The organism is Pseudomonas paraeruginosa, from assembly GCF_003025345.2.
Classification (GTDB): domain Bacteria; phylum Pseudomonadota; class Gammaproteobacteria; order Pseudomonadales; family Pseudomonadaceae; genus Pseudomonas; species Pseudomonas paraeruginosa.
The window spans coordinates 3,480,201-3,499,370 of the sequence record NZ_CP020560.1 but is presented as its reverse complement, the minus strand read 5'-3'; the positions used below and the strand labels follow the sequence as shown (position 1 = coordinate 3,499,370).

Sequence of the window (19,170 nt, the reverse complement as noted above, 5' to 3'; positions counted from 1 at the left end):
ACGCGAAATGAAAAACTTCTTCAAGAAAGTCGGCGCCTTCCTGCGCAAGACGTGGGTCTGGACGCTGTTGCTGGTACTCCTGGCGGCATTGCTGGTGTGGTTCGTCGGGCCGCTGCTGGCGGTCGCCGACTACAAGTTCTGGGAAAGCCCGACCTCGCGGTTGCTGAGCATCAGCCTGATGTTCCTGGTCTGGGGGTTGGCGATGGTCTTCGTCAGCTGGCGCGCCGGAGTGCGGCGCAAGGCCGTCGAGGACAGCGACGAGGGCCAGGAGCGCCTGCGCCGCGACGGTCTGATCGAAGACGAACAGAAGGAATTGCGCAGCCGCTTCAAGGACGCCTTGCGCACCCTGAAGACCTCCAGCCTGTACCGCGGCCGCAGCGAGCGCTGGCGCAACGAGCTGCCCTGGTACCTGCTGATCGGCCCGCAGGGAAGCGGCAAGACCAGCCTGCTGGACTTTTCCGGACTGGAATTCCCGATCAACCGGATCGACCGCAAGTTGACCCGTGACACCGCCGGTACGCGCTACTGCGACTGGTACTTCGCCGACCACGGCGTCCTGATCGACACCGCCGGGCGCTACCTGACCCAAGCCGACGGCGAGGTCGACGGGGGCGCCTGGGCGACCCTGCTCGGCCTGTTGCGCAAGCGCCGCCGCGCACGGCCGCTGAATGGCGTGATGGTGTCGATTCCGGTGGAGACGTTGCTCAGCGACGACGAAATGGCGCTGGATACGCTGGCTCGCCAGGTGCGCGCGCGTCTGCAGGAAATCCAGCAGACCCTGCACCTCGATCTGCCGGTCTACCTGGTGCTGAGCAAGGCCGACCAGTTGCTCGGCTTCGACGAGTTCTTCGACCAGTTGAGCCGCGAGGAGAGCGACCAGGTCCTGGGCACCAGCTTCGGCAAGGAGCAGAACGGCACCGATGTGACGGTCCTGCGCCAGGCGTTCGAGGACCTCCTGCGACGCCTGAACAGCCAGGTGATCATGCGCATCCACCAGGAACGCGATACCCTGCGTCGCGGTCGCATCCTCGACTTTCCGCACCAGCTTGGCCAGATCGGCGAGCGGTTGTGCCTGTTCGTCGAACTCGCCTTCACCGGCAATCGATACCAGCGCGCCAGCCGCCTGCGCGGCTTCTACCTGACCAGCGCGCCGCACCTGGCCCAGCAGCTGGACGAGGACACCGCCGGCATCGGCGCCAACCTGGGGATCGCCAGCGGCCTGCTGCCGACCCTGCGCAACGGGCGCTCGCGCTTCATCCATCACCTGCTGAGCCAGGTGATCTTCCCCGAGGCCAACCTGGCAGGTCTCGATCGCCGCGAACGCACGCGCATCCACTGGGGCCAGCGCGCCCTGTACGTCGGTTCGCTGGCGCTCCTTCTGCTATTCGGCCTGCTCTGGGCTGGCGGTTTCTCGGCCAACCACGAGCGCCTGGAGCGGGTCCGCGAGCTGGCGCAGCAATGGGCCCAGCAGCGCCAGGCGCTTGGCGAGCGCGACGACGCCATGGCGGCGCTGAAGACGCTGGATAGCAGCTATGCGGCGACCACCGTGTTTCCGCCCAAAGGGGAAGTCTCGCTGCACGAGCGCGCCGGGCTGTACCAGGGCAACGAGGTCAACCCCCCGCTGGCCGCTGCCTATCGCCGCGAGCTGGAGACGCAACTGCTGCCGCGCGTGGCGCGGATGCTCGAAGCGCAGATCCGCGGCAACATGCAGAATCGCGAACGCCTGCTCAACAGCCTGCGGGCCTACCTGATGCTGAATCTGCGCGAGCGCCGCGAGAACGGATGGCTCAAGGACTGGGTGGCTACCGAATGGTCGCAGCGCTATGCCGGCAACGGCACCGTGCAGAATGGCCTGAACACGCATTTCGCCCGTCTGCTCGAGCAACCGTTCAGCTATCCGCTGAACGACACCCTGGTGGCCCAGGCGCGCCAGGTGCTGCGCAGCGAGTCCCTGGCCAACGTGGTCTACCGGGTGCTGCGCGAACAGGCGCGAAGCCTGCCCGAGTATCGTTTCGGCCAGCACCTGGGGCCGCAGGCCGGTCTGTTCGTCGGCACCGACTACGTGATCCCGGGGTTCTATACCCAGCAGGGCTACCAGCAGTACTTCGTGGTCCAGGGCGCCAGCCTGGTCAACGACATCCTTCGCGACAACTGGGTCCTGGGCGAGGGCAGCGGGATCAGTGACATGGACCTGCGGCGCCTGATGGTCGAACTCGAACAGCTGTATTTCCGCGACTACGCGAACTTCTGGAGCGAGGCGGTCGGACGCCTGGGCCTGCTGCCGTTCAACGATGCCGGAGAGGGCGCCGACCAGATTTCCGGGCTGCTCGCCGCCAACTCGCCGATTCTCCAGTTGTTGCTGGAGGTCCGTGAGAACACCCGTTTCCCGGTCCTGGCGGAGAGCGCCGAGGCGTTGGCAGAGGCTAGCGACAAGGCCGCGGAAAAGGGCGGCAAGCTGGGCAAGGCGGCCGCCGCGGCGGCCGGCAAGGCCAGGGACGCGTTGGCGAAGAACCTGCCGGATACCGCGAAGAAGTCCCTGCAACGCCGCTTCGAGCCCCTGCATCGCCTGCTCGACGATAACAACGGCCCGGCGGCCGACCTCACCCCGCTGTTGCAGGCGCTCAACGAGTTGCAGTTGCAACTCGCCGGACTGGCGCGCGCCAGCCAGCCGGAGCATGCGGCTTTCGACATGGCGAAGAACCGCATGGGCGGCCAGCGCGATGCCCTGAGCAACCTGCGCAACGCCTCCGCGCGACTGCCGCGACCGCTCGGCGGATGGTTCAGCGTGCTGGCCGAAGACGCCTGGCGGCTGGTCCTCGGCGATGCCTACCTGTACCTCAACCAGCGCTACCAGAGCGAGCTGTACGGTTTCTACAGCAAGGCGATCAACAAGCGCTACCCGTTCAACGCGCACAGCGCCAGCGATGTCGCGGTCAGCGATTTTCGCGAGTTCTTCAAGGCGCAGGGCGTCGCCGAACGTTTCTTCGAAACCTACATGCGGCCCTTCGTCAGCGGTGACCCGGGCAGCTACCGCCTGCGCAGCGTGGACGGCTACAGCCTGCCGATGTCCAAGGTCTATCTCGACCAGATGGGCACGGCCCAGGTGATTCGCCAGAGCTTCTTCGCCGAGAACCCGGGCGAGCCGCAGGTGCGCTTCCGCCTGGAGCCCTATACCCTCGATCCTGGCGTCAGCCGCGCCGAGTTCCGTTTCGACGGTCAATCCATGGAATACCGCCACGGCCCGATCGTGCCGATGTCGTTCAAGTGGCCCAGCGACGCCGACGGCGGCCGCACCAGCCTGGTGCTGGAGAAGATGGCCGGGCGACCGGTGGGAATCGAACGCAATACCGGGCCCTGGTCGCTGTTCAGGCTGTTCGACCTGATGCAGACCGAGTACCTCAGCGGGCGTGACGTGATGGTGCTCAAGGCCGACCTGGGCGGCCTGCGCGCCAACTACCTGCTGCTCGCCCAGCGCACGCCGAATCCGTTCGATCTCGCGGTCCTGCGCAGCTTCCGCATGCCGGTGCAGCTCTGATGCAACGCACCGAGCCCTGGCGCAGCGCGGCGCGCACGGATCGCGGCAAGGTCCGCGCGCGCAACGAGGATGCCTTCCTGGACTGCCCGGATCGCGGGCTCTGGGCGGTCGCCGATGGCATGGGCGGGCACCAGGCCGGCGACCTGGCCAGCCGGATGATCGTCACCAGCCTGGCGGAACTGCCGGCCCGGGCGGGATTCGACGAGCGCCTGAACGCGATGCGCCAGTGCCTGCACTGGCTCAACCGGCGCCTGGGCGAGGAACTCACCCTCAGCGCCGAACGCGGTGACAGGATCATCGGTAGTACGGTGGTGGCGCTGGTCGTGGAGGGCTCGCGGGCGGCCTGCGTGTGGGTTGGCGACAGCCGCTGCTACCTGTGGCGCGGCCAGCGGCTGTACCAGCTGTCCCGCGACCACTCGCTGTTGCAGCGACTGGTCGACGAACGGCGGATGAATATCGAGCAGGCCCGCGCCTATCCCTCGGCGCGCGCGCTGACCCGTGCCGTCGGCGCCAGCGAACAACTGGTGCTGGACGTGCTGGAACTGGAGGTGCATCCCGGTGACGTCTTCCTGCTCTGCAGCGACGGACTCTATGAAGAGCTGAGCGCCGATGCACTGGGCCGCGCGTTGAGCCTGGCATCGCCGCAGGTGGCGGTGGAGCGGCTGTTCGACGGCGCCTTGAGCGGCGCCGCGCGGGACAACCTGACGGCCGTGGTGATCCGCCAATGAACGAACCGCTGTCGTCGCTGGAGCTGCTGCCGGAGGAGGAGGGCGGCGCAAACCTGACCTATTTCGCCTTCGCCGCCCCGGCCGCCTCGGCGCCGGAGCTGCCGGCCGTGTTGCCCGGTCCGCTGCCGGACGTTCTTTCCGGGCGCTACCGTCTGGAGCGGATGCTGGGCGCCGGCGGCATGGGGACGGTATACCGTGCCCGGGACCTGCTCCATGAGCAGTTCGGCGACCCGGCGCCGCTGGTAGCGCTGAAGCTGCTCAACGAATCGGTCGCCGAGTCACCCGACGCCAGCGCCTTGCTCTATAGCGAGTTCGCCCTGACCCGGCGCTTGCGCCATCCGAGCGTCGTGCGTCTGTTCACTTTCGACGTCGACACCGCATGCCAGCGCGCCTACATCGTCATGGAACTCATGTCTGGCCTGCCGCTCGACCGCCTGCTCTGCGAGCGTCCCGAAGGCCTGCCCTGGTCCGAGCTGAGCGCGATCGCCCGGCCGTTGCTGGATGCTCTGGCCTATGTCCACGAACAAGGGGTGCTGCATGGCGACCTGAAGCCGAGCAACGTGATGCTCGGCGAGGAGGGCGTGCGGCTCTTCGACTTCGGCCTCGGCCAGGCGCAGGCAGGCATCTTGGACGGCCTGCCGCAGCTCAGCCGGGGCCGCATCGACGCCTGGACTCCGGGCTACGCCGCTCCCGAACTGCTCGAGGGCGCACCGCTGTCGCCGGCGGCCGACCTGTATGCGCTGGCCTGCGTCCTCTACGAACTGGCCGACGGTCGCCATCCGTTCCGCCGCCTGCCCTCGAACCAGGCCCGGGAGCAGGGGCTGGAGCGCCAGTTGCGCGCGCCCGGACACCTGCCTCGGCGCTGTTGGCCGGCGCTGCGTACCGCCCTGAGCCTCGACCCCGAACGGCGCTGCATCGGCGTCCGCGAATTGCAGGAAGCGCTGGGCGCGCGGCGTTCCTGGCTGGCCGGCGTTTTCGCCCGTTGAGCCGGCGCGTTCGGTTTGCATGGCCTCTATGGCCGCTCTCCGCAAGCGCTCTGCAGGGCGATACGGTTGCCTTCGCTGTCCCTGATCTCGGCGATGAACACGCCGTCGCCAAGCGGCGTCTTCGGGAAGAGGATTTCGCTGCCTTCGCCGAGGGCCCGAGCAAGGACGGCATCCAGGTCCGCGACATTCAGGTAGATGATCGCCCCATGTAGCGTAGGCACGTAGACGTCGCCCTCGGCGAGTGCGCCGCTGGCACCATCACGGCCTTCCTCGAAGGGGAAATGCGCCATTCTGCTTCCGTGCAGGGTGGCTACCTCGCCGAACGCCACTCCGAACACCGAGGCGTAGAAACGCATCGCCCTCTCCAAATCGGTCACTGGTATTTCCACGTGCGCGATCAGGTTCATTTCCTTCCTGTCCTGTCGGGACCGCTGGTGACGCCGCTTTCCGGCGACGATGGTCGATGTTCAGCCGTGCGAAACCGGGTGGATCGAGCGGGCAGGCCGCCGCGAGGGGGGCGAATGAATTCATGCGAAATTCATTAACATCTTGTCCCGCTTGACCGGCGTCAATACCCATACTGCGTCACAAAAATACCCTGGCCCCAGGCCGTTCGGAAAGGCCGTTCGCTGTTCGCTTGGGGGAAGTCATCATGGCGCATCTGGTCTGGCAGGATGACCTGAATACCGGTATTCAGGTCATCGACAATCAACACAAACGCATCGTCGAGATGATCAATCTCCTGCATGACGCCCAGCAGGGCAAGGAGCACGCGGCCATCGCCGAGGTGATCGAGGAACTGGTGGACTACACCCTGTCGCACTTCGCCTTCGAGGAAACCCTGATGGAGGACGCCGGCTATCAGTTCTCCCGGGCGCACAAGAAGATCCACGAGCTGTTCATTCGTCGGGTCTCGGAGTACCGCGTGCGCTTCCAGGCCGGCGAGGATGTTGGCGACGAACTCAAGGGCCTGCTCTCGCGCTGGTTGTTCAATCACATCCGCAACGACGATGCCGGCTACGTCGACGCGGTGCGCCACAGCATGTCAGAACTGGTCAAGGACAAGAGCGAGGGCGGCTGGCTGTCGCGCTCGATGAAGCGCTTCTTCGGTTGAGCGCCGGGTATGGAAATGAAAAAACCGGCCGATTGGGCCGGTTTTTTCATCGACGGAGCGAGCTTCAGCGGATCAGGCTGAGGAATTCGCTGCGGGTCGCGGCGTTGTTGCGGAATTCGCCGAGCATCACCGAGGTGACCATGGACGAGTTCTGCTTTTCCACGCCGCGCATCATCATGCACATGTGCTGGGCCTGGATCACCACGGCGACACCGAGGGCGCCGGTGACCTGCTGGACCGCCTCGGCGATCTGCCGGCTCATGTTCTCCTGGATCTGCAGGCGGCGGGCATACATGTCGACGATCCGCGCGACCTTCGACAGGCCGAGTACCTTGCCGTTCGGGATGTAGGCCACATGGGCCTTGCCGATGAAGGGCAGCAGGTGGTGCTCGCAAAGCGAATACAGCTCGATATCCTTGACCAGCACCATCTCGCTGTTGTCGGAGCTGAACAGGGCGCCGTTGACGACTTCTTCCAGGCTCTGTTCGTAGCCGCGGCACAGGTATTTCATGGCCTTGGCGGCACGCTTGGGCGTGTCCAGCAGACCTTCGCGGTTAACGTCCTCGCCGAGCTGGGTGAGGATCGAGGAGTAGTGTTGTTCCAGGGACATGGGCGTTCCAGTCAGACGAATACCAGCGCGGAGGGTAGGACGTCGCCGGGCCGCTGGCAAGACTCGGCGGACGCCGGTTATTCGTCGCGGCCTTCGAGCATGGTCCTGCGCAGCATCACATAGACCGAGCCGGTGCCGCCGTGGCGCGGCAGGCAGGAGGTGAATCCGAGCACCTGCGGGTGCTGGCGCAGCCAGGTGTTGACGTGGCTCTTCACCAATGGGCTGCGGCCGTCCTTGCGTGCCGCCTTGCCGTGGGTCACGCGCACGCAGCGGATTTCCAGGCGGGTGGCTTCGGCGAGGAAATCCCAGAGGGTCTGCCGGGCCTTTTCCACGCTCATGCCGTGCAGGTCCAGGCTGCCGTCGAAGGGAATCAGGCCCTGCTTGAGCTTGCGCAGCTGGCCTTCCTGGACACCATCGCGTGCCCAGGACAGCTCGTCCTCGGGGCCGACGTCGATGACGAACTGGTCGGACAGGCCGTCGACGCGGATCTCGTCGTTGCGCACGCTGGCATTGAGCTGGCGCTGCTTGAGCTGCTGGCGGTCGTTGCGGGGTTTGCCGGTGTCGGCGCGGTCGACCGAGATGCGCTTGACGCCGCGCATCTCGCTCTTGAACAGGGAAAAGTCGTCGTCTTGCATGGGGCCTCCGCGAAGCGGCGCATTCTACCGGATCGGCCGGCCGCCGGCAGCCCGCTCAGTCGCGCTTTTTCATCAGGCTGGGGGACAGGCTCAGGTCACTGTTGCGACGGCCCCGGCGGCGGCTGAAGCGCCAGAAGAACACGCCCAGCCAGAGCGATAGCAGGCCAAGCGCCAGCAGTACGCCGCCGGCACCGGGTTCGATATGCATCATCCCCACCGCCGGCTGGCGGCCGATCAGCGCCGAGGCGCCGGCCAGCGCCAGCAGCACGCCGAGGGTCGCCACCAGGGCCGCCAGCGCCGCCGCCAGGCGCCAGCGCCAGACCCGTGGTCGGCGCGGGCGCAGGCGGCGCGCATCGAAACTATCGGACAACTTCATCCCGACTTCCTCATGTGTCATCGGGGCTAGGACCGGAAGCTCCCGGCCGGGTTCCCGAGTTTCCGGGAGCTGCGGGCAAACCGTGCGCCGCGTCTCCCGGTCCTGCAGGCAGACTAGTCCTCCGCAGGGCCGGGCGGGAGAGCGGCAGGATGGGCGGTCAGACCAGTTCCCTGGCCTGGGCGACGATCGCCGCGAAGTTGTCGCCGAGCGCGGCGATTTCGGCGCGTTGCAGGTCGTCGGCGCGCAGCACCTCGCCGTTCAGGGCGGGAATGTCGCGGGTGGCGCAGGTGCTGTCGGCGAGAGTGCAGCGATAGCCATAGTCCTTGGCGGCGCGCACGGTGGTGCTGACGCTGGAATGGGTCATGAAGCCGCAGACGATCAGGTCGAGGCGTCCATGGTTCTGCAGCAGCTCGTGCAGCTCGGTGCCGGAAAAGGCGTTGGGCAGGCGTTTCTCCACGACCTTTTCGCCATCCTCCGGTTGCAGTTCCGGAAGGAACTGGCCGCGCGGGCCCTGCGGATCGAACAGGCCCCCCTGGATGCCCAGGTGGCGGACATGGACGATGGGCGTGCCGCTGGCGCGTGCCGCCTGCACCAGCACGCCGATCTCCGCGACCGCGGTCTCCAGGCCGGGCAGGCGCAGGGCGCCGCTGCGGTACTCTTCCTGGGCATCGATGATCAGCAGGGTGCTCTGCCGAAGGGGGGCTGGCGGGTAGCCGCGTCCGCTGATCTGCAAAAGGGTGAGCGGATGAGGCATGACACTACTCCTGAGAAGGCACATGTCCTTCATTCTGGCCCCTATCGACGAGACTGTGAACCTTTGCCGCAGGCGCACTAAAGTGGTATGGACTTCCGGCGATGGAGGCCAGGCGCGGCGCGATCGGCTAGAATGACGGCCTTTTGTGCGTTGCGAGGAGCCATTCCGTCATGTCCGAGTCCCGTCTGCTCACCCTGCGCGACTACATCCGCTGGGCTGTCAGCCGCTTTCACGCCGCCGGCCTGTTCTTCGGCCATGGCACCGACAATGCCTGGGACGAGGCGCGCCACCTGGTTCTCGGGTCCTTGCACCTGCCCTGGGAAATTTCGGACAGCTACCTGGATTGCCGCCTGGAGGATGACGAGCGCCTCGAACTGGCGGAGGTGCTCCGCCGGCGCATCGAGGAACGCATCCCGGCCGCCTACCTGCTGGGCGAGGCCTGGTTCTGCGGCCTGCCTTTTAGTGTCGACGAGCGCGTGCTGGTGCCGCGCTCGCCGATCGCCGAGCTGATCGAACAGCGCTTTTCCCCCTGGCTGCCGGCCGAGCCGGCGCGGATCCTCGACCTCTGTACCGGCTCCGGCTGCATCGGCATCGCCTGCGCCTACGCCTTCGAACAGGCGGAAGTGGTGCTCGCCGACCTGTCCTTCGACGCGCTGGAGGTGGCCAACATGAACATCGAGCGCCACGACCTCGGCGAGCGCGTCTATACCGTCCAGGGCGATGGCTTCGCCGGCCTGCCCGGGCAGCGTTTCGACCTCATCGTGTCCAACCCGCCCTATGTGGACGCCGAGGACTTTGCCGACATGCCGGCGGAGTTCCGCCATGAGCCGGAGCTGGGCCTGGCCTGTGGCGACGACGGCCTGGACCTGGTGCGGCGGATGCTTGCCGAGGCGGCCGACCACCTCGGCGAGAAAGGCCTGCTGATCGTCGAGGTGGGCAACAGCGAGGTGCACGTGCAGTCGCTGTACCCGGAAGTGGATTTCACCTGGCTGGAGTTCGAGCACGGTGGGCATGGCGTGTTCATGCTGTCCGCCGCGCAGTGCCGCGAACACCAGGCGTTGTTCCGTTCGCGCCTGAAGAAGTGATGCGAGGTCGCCAGCCGTTCAGTGGGTGGCGATCCAGATCAGCAGGCCGGCCTGGAACACCGCGAAGGCGGTCAGGCAGGCGATGGTGAAGCGCAGGCCGGTGTCGTCGCGGCGATAGTGGTTGATGCGCTGCTCCAGCTGGCGGATCTCGTTTTCCTGGGACTGCAGGGCCTGCTCGGCCTGTTCCAGCATCGCCGCGGCGTCCAGCAGCGGTACGAGCTGCACCTTGTCCTTGTGCCAATCGCTGTGCAGTTCGCTGATCCGGCCGGCGCTGTAGCGGGCCTTGAGCAGCCGCTGGTCCTCGTAGGTGACGTCGAAGCCCTGGGCGCGGATGAAATGGTCGCGGCGCAGGCGCGCGTCTTCGGTCAGGCCATCCTTTAGCGCCAGCGCGCCGCCCTCGACCTTGTAGTGGGCCCAGCGCCGCTGCGCCCAGGCGATCGCCTGGGCCAGCAGGAAACGGCCCAGCCCGCGGTTCAACGGCTCCAGGTTGAGCCCCGCGTCCGAGCCGAAGCGGACTTCCTTGTTACGGTGGTCGGCCCAGACCTCCAGCAGGTTCTGTTCCTTGCGCAGCATCAGGCCCGGAACCTGGATGCTCAGGCGCAGCAGGCTCTGGTCGGCGCTGTGACGCTCGACCCGGCCGAGCTGGACGAAGCGCAGCGGGCGGGCGCCGGTGCTCCGGTCGGTGGGCAGCGGTGCCAGGCGGAGCAGGCGGAAATGCTCCGGCGCCAGGTCGGCCCAGGGGTGCGGTGGTTGCTTCTCGGCTTCTTCTGCGGCCGGTTGGGTGTCGCTATCGATCATCGGGCATCCTCTGGCCGGCCGCGTTCACGGGCCGGCTTTCAGACGTTGTCGGCGCCAGGGGCGATTTCTGTAGCGCCTCAGCCGGCTTTTTCCGCGTTGCCACTGCGCAGGATGAAGCGGCTGAGCGCCTCGACCAGTTGCCGGGCCAGCGGCAGGTTCGGGTCGTTGTAGGCGGATAGCTGTTGCAGGCCGGTGCTCGGGGCGATCCGCAGGATATGGTTCATGCCGTCGATCAGCACCAGTTGCGAGTCGGGCTTGGCCCGCTTGAGCGCCTGGGCATCGGCGACGCCGACCTGGATGTCGTTGCGGCCCTGGACGATCAGGGTCGGGATGCGCAGGGCGGCGAAGGCCCGTGCCGGGTCCTCGCGGAACAGCGAGATCAGGTACGGCTGCACGCTGGGGCGGAGCAGGCTGGACAAGGCCGGCGGAATGTCCCGGCGCATCTGCCCGGCCTTCAGCGAAGCGAGCACCGAGTCGGCCTGGCGCAGTTGCGCCGGCGGCAGGCGGCCACGCAACTGCTCGCGCAGCACCTGGTCGATCGGCTGGCCACTGCCGGCGATGGCGATCAGTTCATCGGCGGACGTGCGTGGCGCCGCCAGGCTGGCGATCAGCGCGCCTTCGCTATGGCCGACCAGGATCAGCCGGGAGAAGCGTGGGTCGCGCGCCAGCCGCTGGCTCCAGGCGACCACGTCGTCGACGTAGGCGCCGACGCTGAGGTCCTCCTCGCGCGGCGCCGCCGCCAGGCTGCGGGCGACCCCGCGCTTGTCGTAGCGGACGCTGGCGATCCCGCGTTCGGCCAGGGCCTCGGCAAGCCGCAGCAGGTAGCGGTTGTTGCCGCCGAAGGGGTTGTTGCCGTCGCGATCGGTCGGCCCGGAGCCGGCGACCAGCAGGACCACCGGCGGCGGCTCGGCGCTCCTGGGCAGCAGCAGCGAGCCGCGCAGCACGCCGTGGCCAGTGTCCAGGTCGTAGGGGCGGTGGAGGATGCTGCCGGGAGCGGCATGGGCCAGGTTGGCGAACAGGCAGAGCAGGGCGAGGAGGGCGCGCGGCATGGAGGTCTTCATGGACGGATGATAGCGCTTTGAGCGCGCCTGCCGGGGAAGGTTCGCAGGCCCGTTTCCGGCGGGTATACTCCTTTGCCTTTCCCTCTCGACTTCCCGCGGAGCCTCGCATGTCCGGCAACACCTACGGCAAGCTGTTCACCGTCACCAGCGCTGGCGAAAGCCACGGCCCGGCGCTGGTCGCCATCGTCGATGGGTGCCCTCCGGGGCTGGAACTGTCCGCCCAGGATCTGCAGCGCGACCTCGACCGGCGCAAGCCCGGCACCAGTCGGCACACCACCCAGCGCCAGGAGGCCGACGAGGTGGAGATCCTTTCCGGGGTGTTCGAGGGCCGGACCACGGGCACGCCGATCGGCCTGCTGATCCGCAACACCGACCAGAAGTCCAAGGATTACTCGGCGATCAAGGACCTGTTCCGTCCGGCCCACGCCGACTACACCTACCACCACAAGTACGGTGTGCGCGACTACCGCGGCGGCGGCCGCTCCTCGGCGCGCGAGACCGCCATGCGCGTGGCCGCCGGCGCCATCGCCAAGAAGTACCTGGCGGGCCTGGGCATCCGGGTGCGCGGCTACATGAGCCAGCTCGGCCCGATCGAGATCCCGTTCAAGACCTGGGACAGCGTCGAGCGGAACGCCTTCTTCAGCCCCGACCCGGACAAGGTGCCGGAGCTGGAGGCCTACATGGACCAACTGCGTCGCGACCAGGACTCGATCGGGGCGAAGATCACCGTGGTCGCCGAAGGCGTGCCGCCGGGCCTGGGCGAGCCGATCTTCGACCGCCTGGACGCCGAGCTGGCGCATGCGCTGATGAGCATCAACGCGGTGAAGGGCGTGGAGATCGGCGCCGGCTTCGCCAGCATCGCCCAGCGCGGCACCGAGCACCGCGACGAACTGACCCCGCAAGGCTTCCTGTCGAACAATGCCGGCGGCATCCTCGGCGGGATCTCCTCCGGCCAGCCGATCGTCGCTCACCTGGCGCTGAAGCCGACCTCCAGCATCACCACCCCGGGCCGTTCGATCGATACCGCCGGCGAACCGGTGGACATGATCACCAAGGGCCGTCACGACCCGTGCGTCGGCATCCGCGCCACGCCGATCGCCGAGGCGATGATGGCCATCGTCCTGCTCGACCAGTTGCTGCGCCAGCGTGGGCAGAACGCCGACGTGCGCGTCGACACGCCGGTCCTGCCGCAGCTGTGAGGGCTGTGGCAGGCAGCGATGCGGGACGGGTGAACGGCGGATCGTGACCAGCGCGGTTCCCTACTGGCGCCTGTCCAGCTTCTATTTCTTCTATTTCGGCCTGCTCGGCGCCACGGCGCCGTTCCTGGCCCTGTATTTCCATCACCTGGGCTTCCCCAGCCCGCGCATCGGCGAGCTGGTGGCGATTCCCATGCTGATGCGTTGCGTCGCGCCCAACCTGTGGGGCTGGCTCGGCGACCACAGCGGCCAGCGCCTGGCCATCGTGCGCTTCGGCGCGGTATGCACGGCGCTGGGCTTCTCGTTGATCTTCGTCAGCCACAGCTACGCCTGGCTGGCGTTGGTGATGGCGTTGCACGCGTTCTTCTGGCACGCCGTGCTGCCGCAGTTCGAGGTCATCACCCTGGCCCACCTGCGCGAGCGCAGCGCCAGCTACAGCCGCATCCGCCTGTGGGGCTCGATCGGTTTCATCTGCACCGTGGTCGGTCTCGGAGCGCTGTTCGAGCGCCTGAGCCTGGACGTCTACCCGGCCGCGCTGCTGGCGATCATGCTCGGCATCGTGCTGTGCAGCTGGTGGGTGCCCAACGCCCAGCCGGCCCATCGCGAGCCGCGCGAAGGCGAGGGCGGTTTCCTCGCCCAGTTGCGCCAGCCGGGCGTGCTGGCGTTCTATCTGTGCGTGTGCCTGATGCAGCTGTCCCACGGGCCGTACTACACCTTCCTCACCCTGCACCTGGAGGCGCTGGGCTACAGCCGCGCGCTGATCGGCCTGCTCTGGGCGCTGGGGGTGGTCGCCGAGGTGCTGCTGTTCCTGGTCATGCCGCGCCTGCTGCAACGTTTCAGCCTGCGCCAGGTGCTGGCGGCGAGCTTCCTGCTGGCGGCGCTGCGCTGGCTGCTCCTCGGCAACCTGGCCGACAGCCTTGCGCTCCTGGCCTTCGCCCAGACGCTGCATGCCGCCACCTTCGGCAGTTTTCATGCGGCCGCCATCCATTTCGTGCAGCGCAGCTTCGGTCCGCGCCAGCAGGGACAGGGGCAGGCGCTATATGCTGCGCTGGCCGGCACCGGCGGTGCGCTGGGCGCGCTGTATTCCGGCTACAGCTGGAACAGCCTGGGCGCGGCCTGGACCTTCGCCATCGCCAGCCTGGCAGCCTTGCTGGCAGCCGCTATCATCAGAACCCGTTTGCAAGAGGTGCGGGCATGAACGACAACCGTGAACAACTGACCCAGCAGATCATCGACGCCGGCCGGTTCCTCTATGGCCGTGGCTGGTCGCCGGCCACCAGCAGCAACTATTCCGCGCGCCTGGACGAGGGGCGCGCGCTGCTCACCGTCTCCGGCAGGCACAAGGGCCAGCTGGGCTTCGACGACGTGCTGGCCACCGACCTGGCCGGCAACAGCCTGGAGCCGGGCAAGAAACCTTCCGCCGAAACCCTCCTGCATACCCAGTTGTATGCCTGGAGTCCGGCGATCGGCGCGGTGCTGCATACCCATTCGGTGAACGCCACCGTGCTTTCCCGCCTGGTCCGCGGCGACCGCCTGGTATTGCAGGACTACGAGTTGCAGAAGGCCTTCGCCGGAGTCACCACCCATGAAGGACAGGTCGAGGTGCCGATCTTCGACAACGACCAGGACATCGCCCGCCTGGCCGGTCGCGTGCAGCCCTGGCTGGAGGCGCACCCGGACTGCCCGGGGTATTTGATCCGCGGCCACGGGCTGTACACTTGGGGCGCACGCATGAGCGATGCCCTGCGTCAGGTGGAAGCTTTCGAGTTTCTGTTCGAGTGTGAACTGAAAGTACTGAGTCTGAGCCGATGAGCAGCCTTACCGTCTATCACGAGAGCCAGCCGGAGCAGCCGCTGAAGCTGCTGACCCATGCCGAGGACATCGCCTCGACCCTGGCCGAGGTCGGCGTCCGTTTCGAACGCTGGGAGGCCGCCGCGCCGATCGCCGCCGGTGCCAGCCAGGAAGAGGTGATCGCCGCCTACGCCCACGAGATCGAGCGGCTCAAGCGCGAGCGCGGCTACATCACCGTGGACGTGGTCAGCCTGGACAGCGACCACCCGCAGAAGGCCGAGCTGCGCGCCAAGTTCCTCGACGAGCACCGCCATGGCGAAGACGAAGTGCGCTTCTTCGTCGCCGGGCGCGGCCTGTTCGTCCTGCATATCGAGGAGCATGTCTACGCCGTGCTCTGCGAGCGCAACGACCTGATTTCGGTGCCGGCCGGCACCCGCCACTGGTTCGACATGGGCGAGCATCCGCATTTCGTCGCCGTGCGCCTGTTCAACAACCCCGAGGGCTGGGTCGCCCAGTTCACCGGCGACGACATCGCCAGCCGCTTCCCCCTGCTGGAAGACTGAGCGAGGCACCGCCCCATCCGTCACCATCCGCGCCCCCGGTCCTGCCGGGGGCGGTTTCATCCGGAGTCCGCATGACCATCAAAGCCATCCTCACCGACATCGAAGGCACCACCAGCGCGGTCAGCTTCGTCTTCGACGTGCTGTTTCCCTATGCCGTCCGGCACCTGCCGGATTTCGTCCGCGAGCACGCCGGGGAGGCCGAGGTGGCCGCGCAGCTGGATGCGGTGCGCGCCGCGAGCGGTGAGGCGGACGCCGGTGTCGAGCGAGTGATCGCGATCCTCCTGCAGTGGATCGCCGAGGACCGCAAGGCGACGCCGCTGAAGACCCTGCAAGGCATGGTCTGGGCCCAGGGCTACCGCGACGGCCAGTTGAAGGGGCATGTCTACCCGGACGCGGCGCAGGCGTTGCGCGAATGGAAGGCGAGAGGGCTGGACCTGTACGTCTATTCCTCCGGTTCGATCCAGGCGCAGAAGCTGATCTTCGGCTGTTCCGAGGCCGGCGACCTGGGCCCGCTGTTTTCCGGCTACTTCGACACTACCAGCGGGCCTAAGCGGGAAAGCGCCTCCTATGCGCGGATCGCCGGGGCCATCGGCCTGCCGGCCGCGCAGATCCTCTTCCTCTCCGACGTGGTGCAGGAGCTGGATGCCGCGCGCGACGCGGGCCTGCGCACGCTCGGCGTGGCCCGCGAAGGCGGCAGCCTGGACGGGCATCCGACGGTGGCAAGCTTCGCCGACATCGTCGTGGAGTGAACGCGCCGGCTATCCTGAGGGAACACTCTCGCTCGGGAGCATCGCGCCATGGGTTCCACCCTCAGCGGGCTGATCAGCCTGGTCATCCTGGCCCTGGATATCTGGGCCATCGTCAACATCCTGAAAAGCGCTGCGGAAACCGGGATGAAGATCATCTGGGTCCTGGTGATCATCATTCTGCCGGTGCTCGGCCTGATCATCTGGGCCATCGCCGGCCCGCGTGGCAACGTGAAGCTCTAGGTACGCGCGGCGGCTAGCCGCCGGCGGCATAGTGCTGCCACAGGTGGATGGCGGCGTAGGCGCGCCAGGGCCGCCAGGCCTCGGCGCGGGCCTTGAGGCTGCGCGCGTCAATGCCGCCCGGGCCCCAGACCGTGGATTTCAGCAGGCCGAGGTCGGCGGCGGGAAAGGCATCGGCTTCGCCCATGGCGCGCAGCGCTATGTACTCGGCAGTCCAGGGGCCGATGCCGGGCAGGGCGCAGAGGCGTTCGACCAGCGCCTCGGGGCCGTCCGCCAGGTCCAGGCACAGCTCTCCCGAGGCGATCGCCGCGGCGAAGCGTTGCAGTGTCTGTACGCGCTTGCCGGGCATGCCGATGCCGTCGAGGTTGGCTTGCGCCAGCGCGGCGGGCGTCGGGAACAGGTGGCTGATGCCGTCGTAGCCGGGATTTTCCAGCGGCTCGCCGAGGCGCTGGATCAGGCGCCCGGTGATGGTCACCGCGGCCTTCACCGTGACCTGCTGGCCAACTATGGCCCGCACCGCCTGCTCGAACGGATCGAAGGCCACCGGCAGGCGCAGCCCGGGGTTGGCAGCCACCAGCGGGCCGAGCAGCGGATCGCCGGCGAAATGCCGGGCGATGGCTTCCGGGTCGCTGTCCAGGTCGAACATCCGCCGGACCCGCGCTTCGAGTTCGCGGGCCAGCGGGCGGGCAGCCGGGCTCAGGGTCAGTGCCAGGGCCTGGCGCTCCGCCAGCGGACGCACCTCGAACCAGGCGCCACGGCCATCGGCGCGGAAACTGCGGGCATAGTGTCCCTCGCCCAGGTTCTCGACGCCGGCGAGCAGGCGCAGGGCGAAATGCTGGTGGAACTGGCGCCATTCCCAGGGCGACTGGTAGGGCAGGTGCAGGACGAGGGGAGAGTCGGGCTGGTTCATGGGCAGACGATACCCGTCCGCCGCGTTCGGCGCCATCCGCCGGCGGGGGTTCGACCTGTCATGGCCGCCAGCGTAGAATGCGCGCCTTTCTTCGCGGCGCGGGCAGGTCCCCGTGCCAGATTGCAGCCTTACCAGGGAGATCCCGGCCCATGAGCGATTATCAGGAAACTCTGTACCAGGGCTACGGCCAGCGCTTCAGCATCGACAACATGCTGCACGAGGTGCGCACCGAACATCAGCACCTGGTGATTTTCGAGAACGCCCGGATGGGTCGGGTCATGGCGCTCGACGGAGTGATCCAGACCACTGAGGCCGACGAGTTCATCTACCACGAGATGCTCACCCACGTGCCGATCCTCGCCCACGGCGCGGCCAGGCGTGTACTGATCATCGGCGGCGGCGACGGCGGCATGTTGCGCGAGGTGGCCAAGCACAAGAGCGTGGAGCGGATCACCATGGTCGAGATCGACGGCACCGTGGTCGACATGTGCAAGGAGTTCCTGCCCAACCACTCCCAGGGCGCCTTCGACGATCCGCGGCTGAACCTGGTGATCGACGACGGCATGCGCTTCGTGGCTACCACCGAAGAACGCTTTGACGTGATCATTTCCGACTCCACCGACCCGATCGGCCCTGGCGAGGTGCTGTTCTCCGAGAACTTCTACCAGGCCTGCCGGCGCTGCCTGAACGAGGGCGGCATCCTGGTCACCCAGAATGGCACGCCGTTCATGCAACTGGACGAGGTACGCACCACCGCCGGGCGCACCAACGGCCTGTTCGTCGACTGGCACTTCTACCAGGCCGCGGTGCCGACCTACATCGGCGGCGCCATGACCTTCGCCTGGGGCTCGACCCGCGAGGGTCTGCGTCACCTGCCGCTGGCGACCCTGCGCCAGCGCTTCCGCGACAGTGGCATCGCCACCCGCTACTACAACGCCGATATCCACCAGGGCGCCTTTGCCTTGCCGCAGTACGTACTGCAGGCCATCGGCAAGCAGGACAACGACTGACGCTTCACCGGGGAAGGGCCGAAAGGCCCTTTTTCATGTCCGGCGCGGACATCCCCTGTTACTGCCAGCTAACATTTTTTTCACAATTGATCCGGGAAAATCTGCGCGCTTTTTTCCATCGCCATGGCTATAAATGGCAGTTTTGTCCTTGAGTGCATCGAATGCTGACCAAACGATTGCGCCAGAGCGGCGTAGTAGCCTCCTGCCTGCTCGGTAGCGTCCTCCTAATCGCCCTGGCCTTCCTCGGCTGGCAGCGTTTCGCCCCGGTGTCCGCGATTCCGGGCTGGTCCTATCGGGTGGTGCTCGAGGATATTCCCCATGTCAGCGCCCTGGCCCGCGACCCGGACGGATTGCTCTACGTGAGCCAGGAGCTGCAGGACGGCAAGGGGCTGGTCTTCCGCATCGCCGCCGACGGTAGCCGGACTACCGTGCTCGACGGCTTGTCCAAGCCCGACGGCATGGCCGCGTTCCGCGACGGTATCGCGATCAGCCAGGAACAGGGACAGTCGCCGGTGTTCTGGTGGCATGGGCAGCAGGCCCTGCCGCTGTTCGACGGGGTCCAGGTGGAGGGCGTCGCCAGCGACGGCCGCTACCTGTACGCCGCCGAGGATCGCGACCTGGACGGACGGATCCTCCGCTACGACCCGGAGACGGGCGCACTGGCGGTACTGCGCGAGGGATTGCAGCGCTCCGAGGGGGTGGCTGCCTGCCCGGACGGCGGCGTCTTCTATACGGAAAAGAAACGTGGCCACGTCATGCGCCTGCATGAGGGGGCCGAGGACGAGGTGGTGCTGAACGGACTGAACGCACCGAGCTTCTTGCTGTGCGATAGCGAAGGCCTGTGGATCACCGAGGACTCGACGCATAATGCGCGGGCCCTGTTGCTGCCGCCCGGCGGCCAGCTGCAGGTGATCGTCCGGCGCCTGCGCTCCGCGCAATCCCTCCTGCCCATCGGGCCCGGCCGCTACCTGCTGGCCGAGCAGGGGCGGGACCGCATTCTCGAAATCGAACGACAGAAGAGCGAATTGTAAA

At 67.3% G+C, this 19,170-nt stretch carries 21 protein-coding genes; 13 read left to right on the top strand and 8 right to left on the bottom strand.

Translation table 11 applies throughout. The annotated features are described in order from the left end of the window. Positions 1–7: 7 nt before the first annotated feature. From tssM to B7D75_RS16495, 3 genes are read left to right on the top strand one after another with little or no spacing between them, the layout of a single operon-like run. Entirely contained in the window at positions 8–3,535 is a 3,528-nt protein-coding gene (gene tssM, locus B7D75_RS16505; RefSeq protein ID WP_107114231.1) for a type VI secretion system membrane subunit TssM, read from the top strand. Continuing rightward, positions 3,535–4,263, top strand: a complete 729-nt coding sequence (locus B7D75_RS16500) for a PP2C family protein-serine/threonine phosphatase (protein ID WP_033997281.1) — start codon at positions 3,535–3,537, stop codon at positions 4,261–4,263. The genes tssM and B7D75_RS16500 overlap by 1 nt, the downstream gene beginning before the upstream one ends. Continuing rightward, positions 4,260–5,249, top strand: a complete 990-nt coding sequence (locus tag B7D75_RS16495) for a serine/threonine-protein kinase (protein WP_033997280.1) — start codon at positions 4,260–4,262, stop codon at positions 5,247–5,249. Before B7D75_RS16500 ends, B7D75_RS16495 begins: the two co-directional genes overlap by 4 nt. Positions 5,250–5,275: 26 nt before the next feature. On the opposite strand, the gene B7D75_RS16490 is transcribed toward B7D75_RS16495, so the two are convergent. After that, a complete protein-coding gene (locus B7D75_RS16490; protein WP_033997279.1) occupies positions 5,276–5,656 on the bottom strand; it encodes a VOC family protein in 381 nt (126 codons plus the stop codon). A 245-nt stretch (positions 5,657–5,901) separates the two neighbouring features. On the opposite strand from B7D75_RS16490, the gene B7D75_RS16485 reads away from it, so the two are divergent. Then, positions 5,902–6,363, top strand: a complete 462-nt coding sequence (locus B7D75_RS16485; protein ID WP_003149355.1) for a bacteriohemerythrin — start codon at positions 5,902–5,904, stop codon at positions 6,361–6,363. A 64-nt stretch (positions 6,364–6,427) separates the two neighbouring features. Here B7D75_RS16485 and folE read toward each other — a convergent pair whose 3' ends face one another. The 4 genes from folE to B7D75_RS16465 form a co-directional block, all read right to left on the bottom strand. Continuing rightward, positions 6,428–6,973: a GTP cyclohydrolase I FolE gene (gene folE / locus B7D75_RS16480; RefSeq protein WP_034078835.1), complete on the bottom strand. Its 546-nt coding sequence runs from the start codon at positions 6,971–6,973 to the stop codon at positions 6,428–6,430. 77 nt (positions 6,974–7,050) lie between these two features. Next, positions 7,051–7,608, bottom strand: a complete 558-nt coding sequence (locus B7D75_RS16475) for a Smr/MutS family protein (protein WP_033997278.1) — start codon at positions 7,606–7,608, stop codon at positions 7,051–7,053. Between the two features lie 55 nt (positions 7,609–7,663). Continuing rightward, complete coding sequence (locus B7D75_RS16470) at positions 7,664–7,984, bottom strand: hypothetical protein (RefSeq protein ID WP_012076233.1); 321 nt, start codon at positions 7,982–7,984, stop codon at positions 7,664–7,666. A gap of 157 nt (positions 7,985–8,141) precedes the next feature. Then, positions 8,142–8,738 carry a cysteine hydrolase family protein gene (locus tag B7D75_RS16465; protein ID WP_058174890.1) on the bottom strand — a complete coding sequence of 199 codons (597 nt, stop codon included), beginning with the start codon at positions 8,736–8,738 and terminating at the stop codon, positions 8,142–8,144. A 170-nt stretch (positions 8,739–8,908) separates the two neighbouring features. Here B7D75_RS16465 and prmB point away from each other — a divergent pair, with 170 nt between their 5' ends. Then, on the top strand, positions 8,909–9,823 hold the full coding sequence (gene prmB / locus B7D75_RS16460; protein ID WP_043100861.1) for a 50S ribosomal protein L3 N(5)-glutamine methyltransferase: 915 nt from the start codon (positions 8,909–8,911) through the stop codon (positions 9,821–9,823). A gap of 18 nt (positions 9,824–9,841) precedes the next feature. Here the strand turns inward: prmB and B7D75_RS16455 are convergent, their stop codons facing one another. Together B7D75_RS16455 and B7D75_RS16450 are read right to left on the bottom strand one after the other, a co-directional pair. Beyond that, the gene (locus B7D75_RS16455; RefSeq protein ID WP_034078837.1) at positions 9,842–10,621 is read right to left on the bottom strand and encodes a hypothetical protein; all 780 of its coding nucleotides are present in this window, start codon (positions 10,619–10,621) and stop codon (positions 9,842–9,844) included. Between the two features lie 77 nt (positions 10,622–10,698). Further along, entirely contained in the window at positions 10,699–11,682 is a 984-nt protein-coding gene (locus tag B7D75_RS16450) for an alpha/beta hydrolase (protein ID WP_033997276.1), read from the bottom strand. A 107-nt stretch (positions 11,683–11,789) separates the two neighbouring features. On the opposite strand from B7D75_RS16450, the gene aroC reads away from it, so the two are divergent. From aroC to B7D75_RS16420, 6 genes are all read left to right on the top strand, one after another. Then, a complete protein-coding gene (gene aroC / locus B7D75_RS16445; protein WP_034078839.1) occupies positions 11,790–12,881 on the top strand; it encodes a chorismate synthase in 1,092 nt (363 codons plus the stop codon). 43 nt (positions 12,882–12,924) lie between these two features. Then, the gene (locus tag B7D75_RS16440; protein ID WP_034078841.1) at positions 12,925–14,076 is read left to right on the top strand and encodes an MFS transporter; all 1,152 of its coding nucleotides are present in this window, start codon (positions 12,925–12,927) and stop codon (positions 14,074–14,076) included. Further along, positions 14,073–14,690 (top strand): methylthioribulose 1-phosphate dehydratase, encoded by a 618-nt coding sequence (locus tag B7D75_RS16435; RefSeq protein WP_003151901.1) that lies wholly within the window; start codon positions 14,073–14,075, stop codon positions 14,688–14,690. Before B7D75_RS16440 ends, B7D75_RS16435 begins: the two co-directional genes overlap by 4 nt. Further along, positions 14,687–15,232, top strand: coding sequence for a 1,2-dihydroxy-3-keto-5-methylthiopentene dioxygenase (locus B7D75_RS16430; RefSeq protein WP_012076229.1), 546 nt, complete (start codon positions 14,687–14,689; stop codon positions 15,230–15,232). The genes B7D75_RS16435 and B7D75_RS16430 overlap by 4 nt, the downstream gene beginning before the upstream one ends. 71 nt (positions 15,233–15,303) lie before the next feature. Further along, positions 15,304–15,981, top strand: a complete 678-nt coding sequence (gene mtnC, locus B7D75_RS16425) for an acireductone synthase (protein ID WP_311622681.1) — start codon at positions 15,304–15,306, stop codon at positions 15,979–15,981. 48 nt (positions 15,982–16,029) lie between these two features. Next, a complete protein-coding gene (locus tag B7D75_RS16420; RefSeq protein ID WP_012076227.1) occupies positions 16,030–16,221 on the top strand; it encodes a PLDc N-terminal domain-containing protein in 192 nt (63 codons plus the stop codon). Between the two features lie 13 nt (positions 16,222–16,234). Here B7D75_RS16420 and B7D75_RS16415 read toward each other — a convergent pair whose 3' ends face one another. Beyond that, positions 16,235–17,128: a DNA-3-methyladenine glycosylase family protein gene (locus B7D75_RS16415; protein ID WP_012076226.1), complete on the bottom strand. Its 894-nt coding sequence runs from the start codon at positions 17,126–17,128 to the stop codon at positions 16,235–16,237. A 149-nt stretch (positions 17,129–17,277) separates the two neighbouring features. Here B7D75_RS16415 and speE point away from each other — a divergent pair, with 149 nt between their 5' ends. Both speE and B7D75_RS16405 read left to right on the top strand, forming a co-directional pair. Continuing rightward, positions 17,278–18,138 (top strand): polyamine aminopropyltransferase, encoded by an 861-nt coding sequence (speE, locus tag B7D75_RS16410; protein ID WP_003152170.1) that lies wholly within the window; start codon positions 17,278–17,280, stop codon positions 18,136–18,138. A gap of 161 nt (positions 18,139–18,299) precedes the next feature. Then, the gene (locus B7D75_RS16405) at positions 18,300–19,169 is read left to right on the top strand and encodes an NHL repeat-containing protein (RefSeq protein WP_034078843.1); all 870 of its coding nucleotides are present in this window, start codon (positions 18,300–18,302) and stop codon (positions 19,167–19,169) included. The last annotated feature ends 1 nt before the right edge of the window (position 19,170 follow it).

Bases quoted from the DNA above. Each gene is read 5' to 3' on its own strand.
- tssM (WP_107114231.1), top strand. From the start codon at position 8: ATGAAAAACTTCTTCAAGAAAGTCGGCGCCTTCCTGCGCAAGACGTGG.
- B7D75_RS16500 (WP_033997281.1), top strand. From the start codon at position 3,535: ATGCAACGCACCGAGCCCTGGCGCAGCGCGGCGCGCACGGATCGCGGC.
- B7D75_RS16495 (WP_033997280.1), top strand. From the start codon at position 4,260: ATGAACGAACCGCTGTCGTCGCTGGAGCTGCTGCCGGAGGAGGAGGGC.
- B7D75_RS16490 (WP_033997279.1), bottom strand. From the start codon at position 5,656: ATGAACCTGATCGCGCACGTGGAAATACCAGTGACCGATTTGGAGAGG.
- B7D75_RS16485 (WP_003149355.1), top strand. From the start codon at position 5,902: ATGGCGCATCTGGTCTGGCAGGATGACCTGAATACCGGTATTCAGGTC.
- folE (WP_034078835.1), bottom strand. From the start codon at position 6,973: ATGTCCCTGGAACAACACTACTCCTCGATCCTCACCCAGCTCGGCGAG.
- B7D75_RS16475 (WP_033997278.1), bottom strand. From the start codon at position 7,608: ATGCAAGACGACGACTTTTCCCTGTTCAAGAGCGAGATGCGCGGCGTC.
- B7D75_RS16470 (WP_012076233.1), bottom strand. From the start codon at position 7,984: ATGAAGTTGTCCGATAGTTTCGATGCGCGCCGCCTGCGCCCGCGCCGA.
- B7D75_RS16465 (WP_058174890.1), bottom strand. From the start codon at position 8,738: ATGCCTCATCCGCTCACCCTTTTGCAGATCAGCGGACGCGGCTACCCG.
- prmB (WP_043100861.1), top strand. From the start codon at position 8,909: ATGTCCGAGTCCCGTCTGCTCACCCTGCGCGACTACATCCGCTGGGCT.
- B7D75_RS16455 (WP_034078837.1), bottom strand. From the start codon at position 10,621: ATGATCGATAGCGACACCCAACCGGCCGCAGAAGAAGCCGAGAAGCAA.
- B7D75_RS16450 (WP_033997276.1), bottom strand. From the start codon at position 11,682: ATGAAGACCTCCATGCCGCGCGCCCTCCTCGCCCTGCTCTGCCTGTTC.
- aroC (WP_034078839.1), top strand. From the start codon at position 11,790: ATGTCCGGCAACACCTACGGCAAGCTGTTCACCGTCACCAGCGCTGGC.
- B7D75_RS16435 (WP_003151901.1), top strand. From the start codon at position 14,073: ATGAACGACAACCGTGAACAACTGACCCAGCAGATCATCGACGCCGGC.
- B7D75_RS16430 (WP_012076229.1), top strand. From the start codon at position 14,687: ATGAGCAGCCTTACCGTCTATCACGAGAGCCAGCCGGAGCAGCCGCTG.
- mtnC (WP_311622681.1), top strand. From the start codon at position 15,304: ATGACCATCAAAGCCATCCTCACCGACATCGAAGGCACCACCAGCGCG.
- B7D75_RS16420 (WP_012076227.1), top strand. From the start codon at position 16,030: ATGGGTTCCACCCTCAGCGGGCTGATCAGCCTGGTCATCCTGGCCCTG.
- B7D75_RS16415 (WP_012076226.1), bottom strand. From the start codon at position 17,128: ATGAACCAGCCCGACTCTCCCCTCGTCCTGCACCTGCCCTACCAGTCG.
- speE (WP_003152170.1), top strand. From the start codon at position 17,278: ATGAGCGATTATCAGGAAACTCTGTACCAGGGCTACGGCCAGCGCTTC.
- B7D75_RS16405 (WP_034078843.1), top strand. From the start codon at position 18,300: ATGCTGACCAAACGATTGCGCCAGAGCGGCGTAGTAGCCTCCTGCCTG.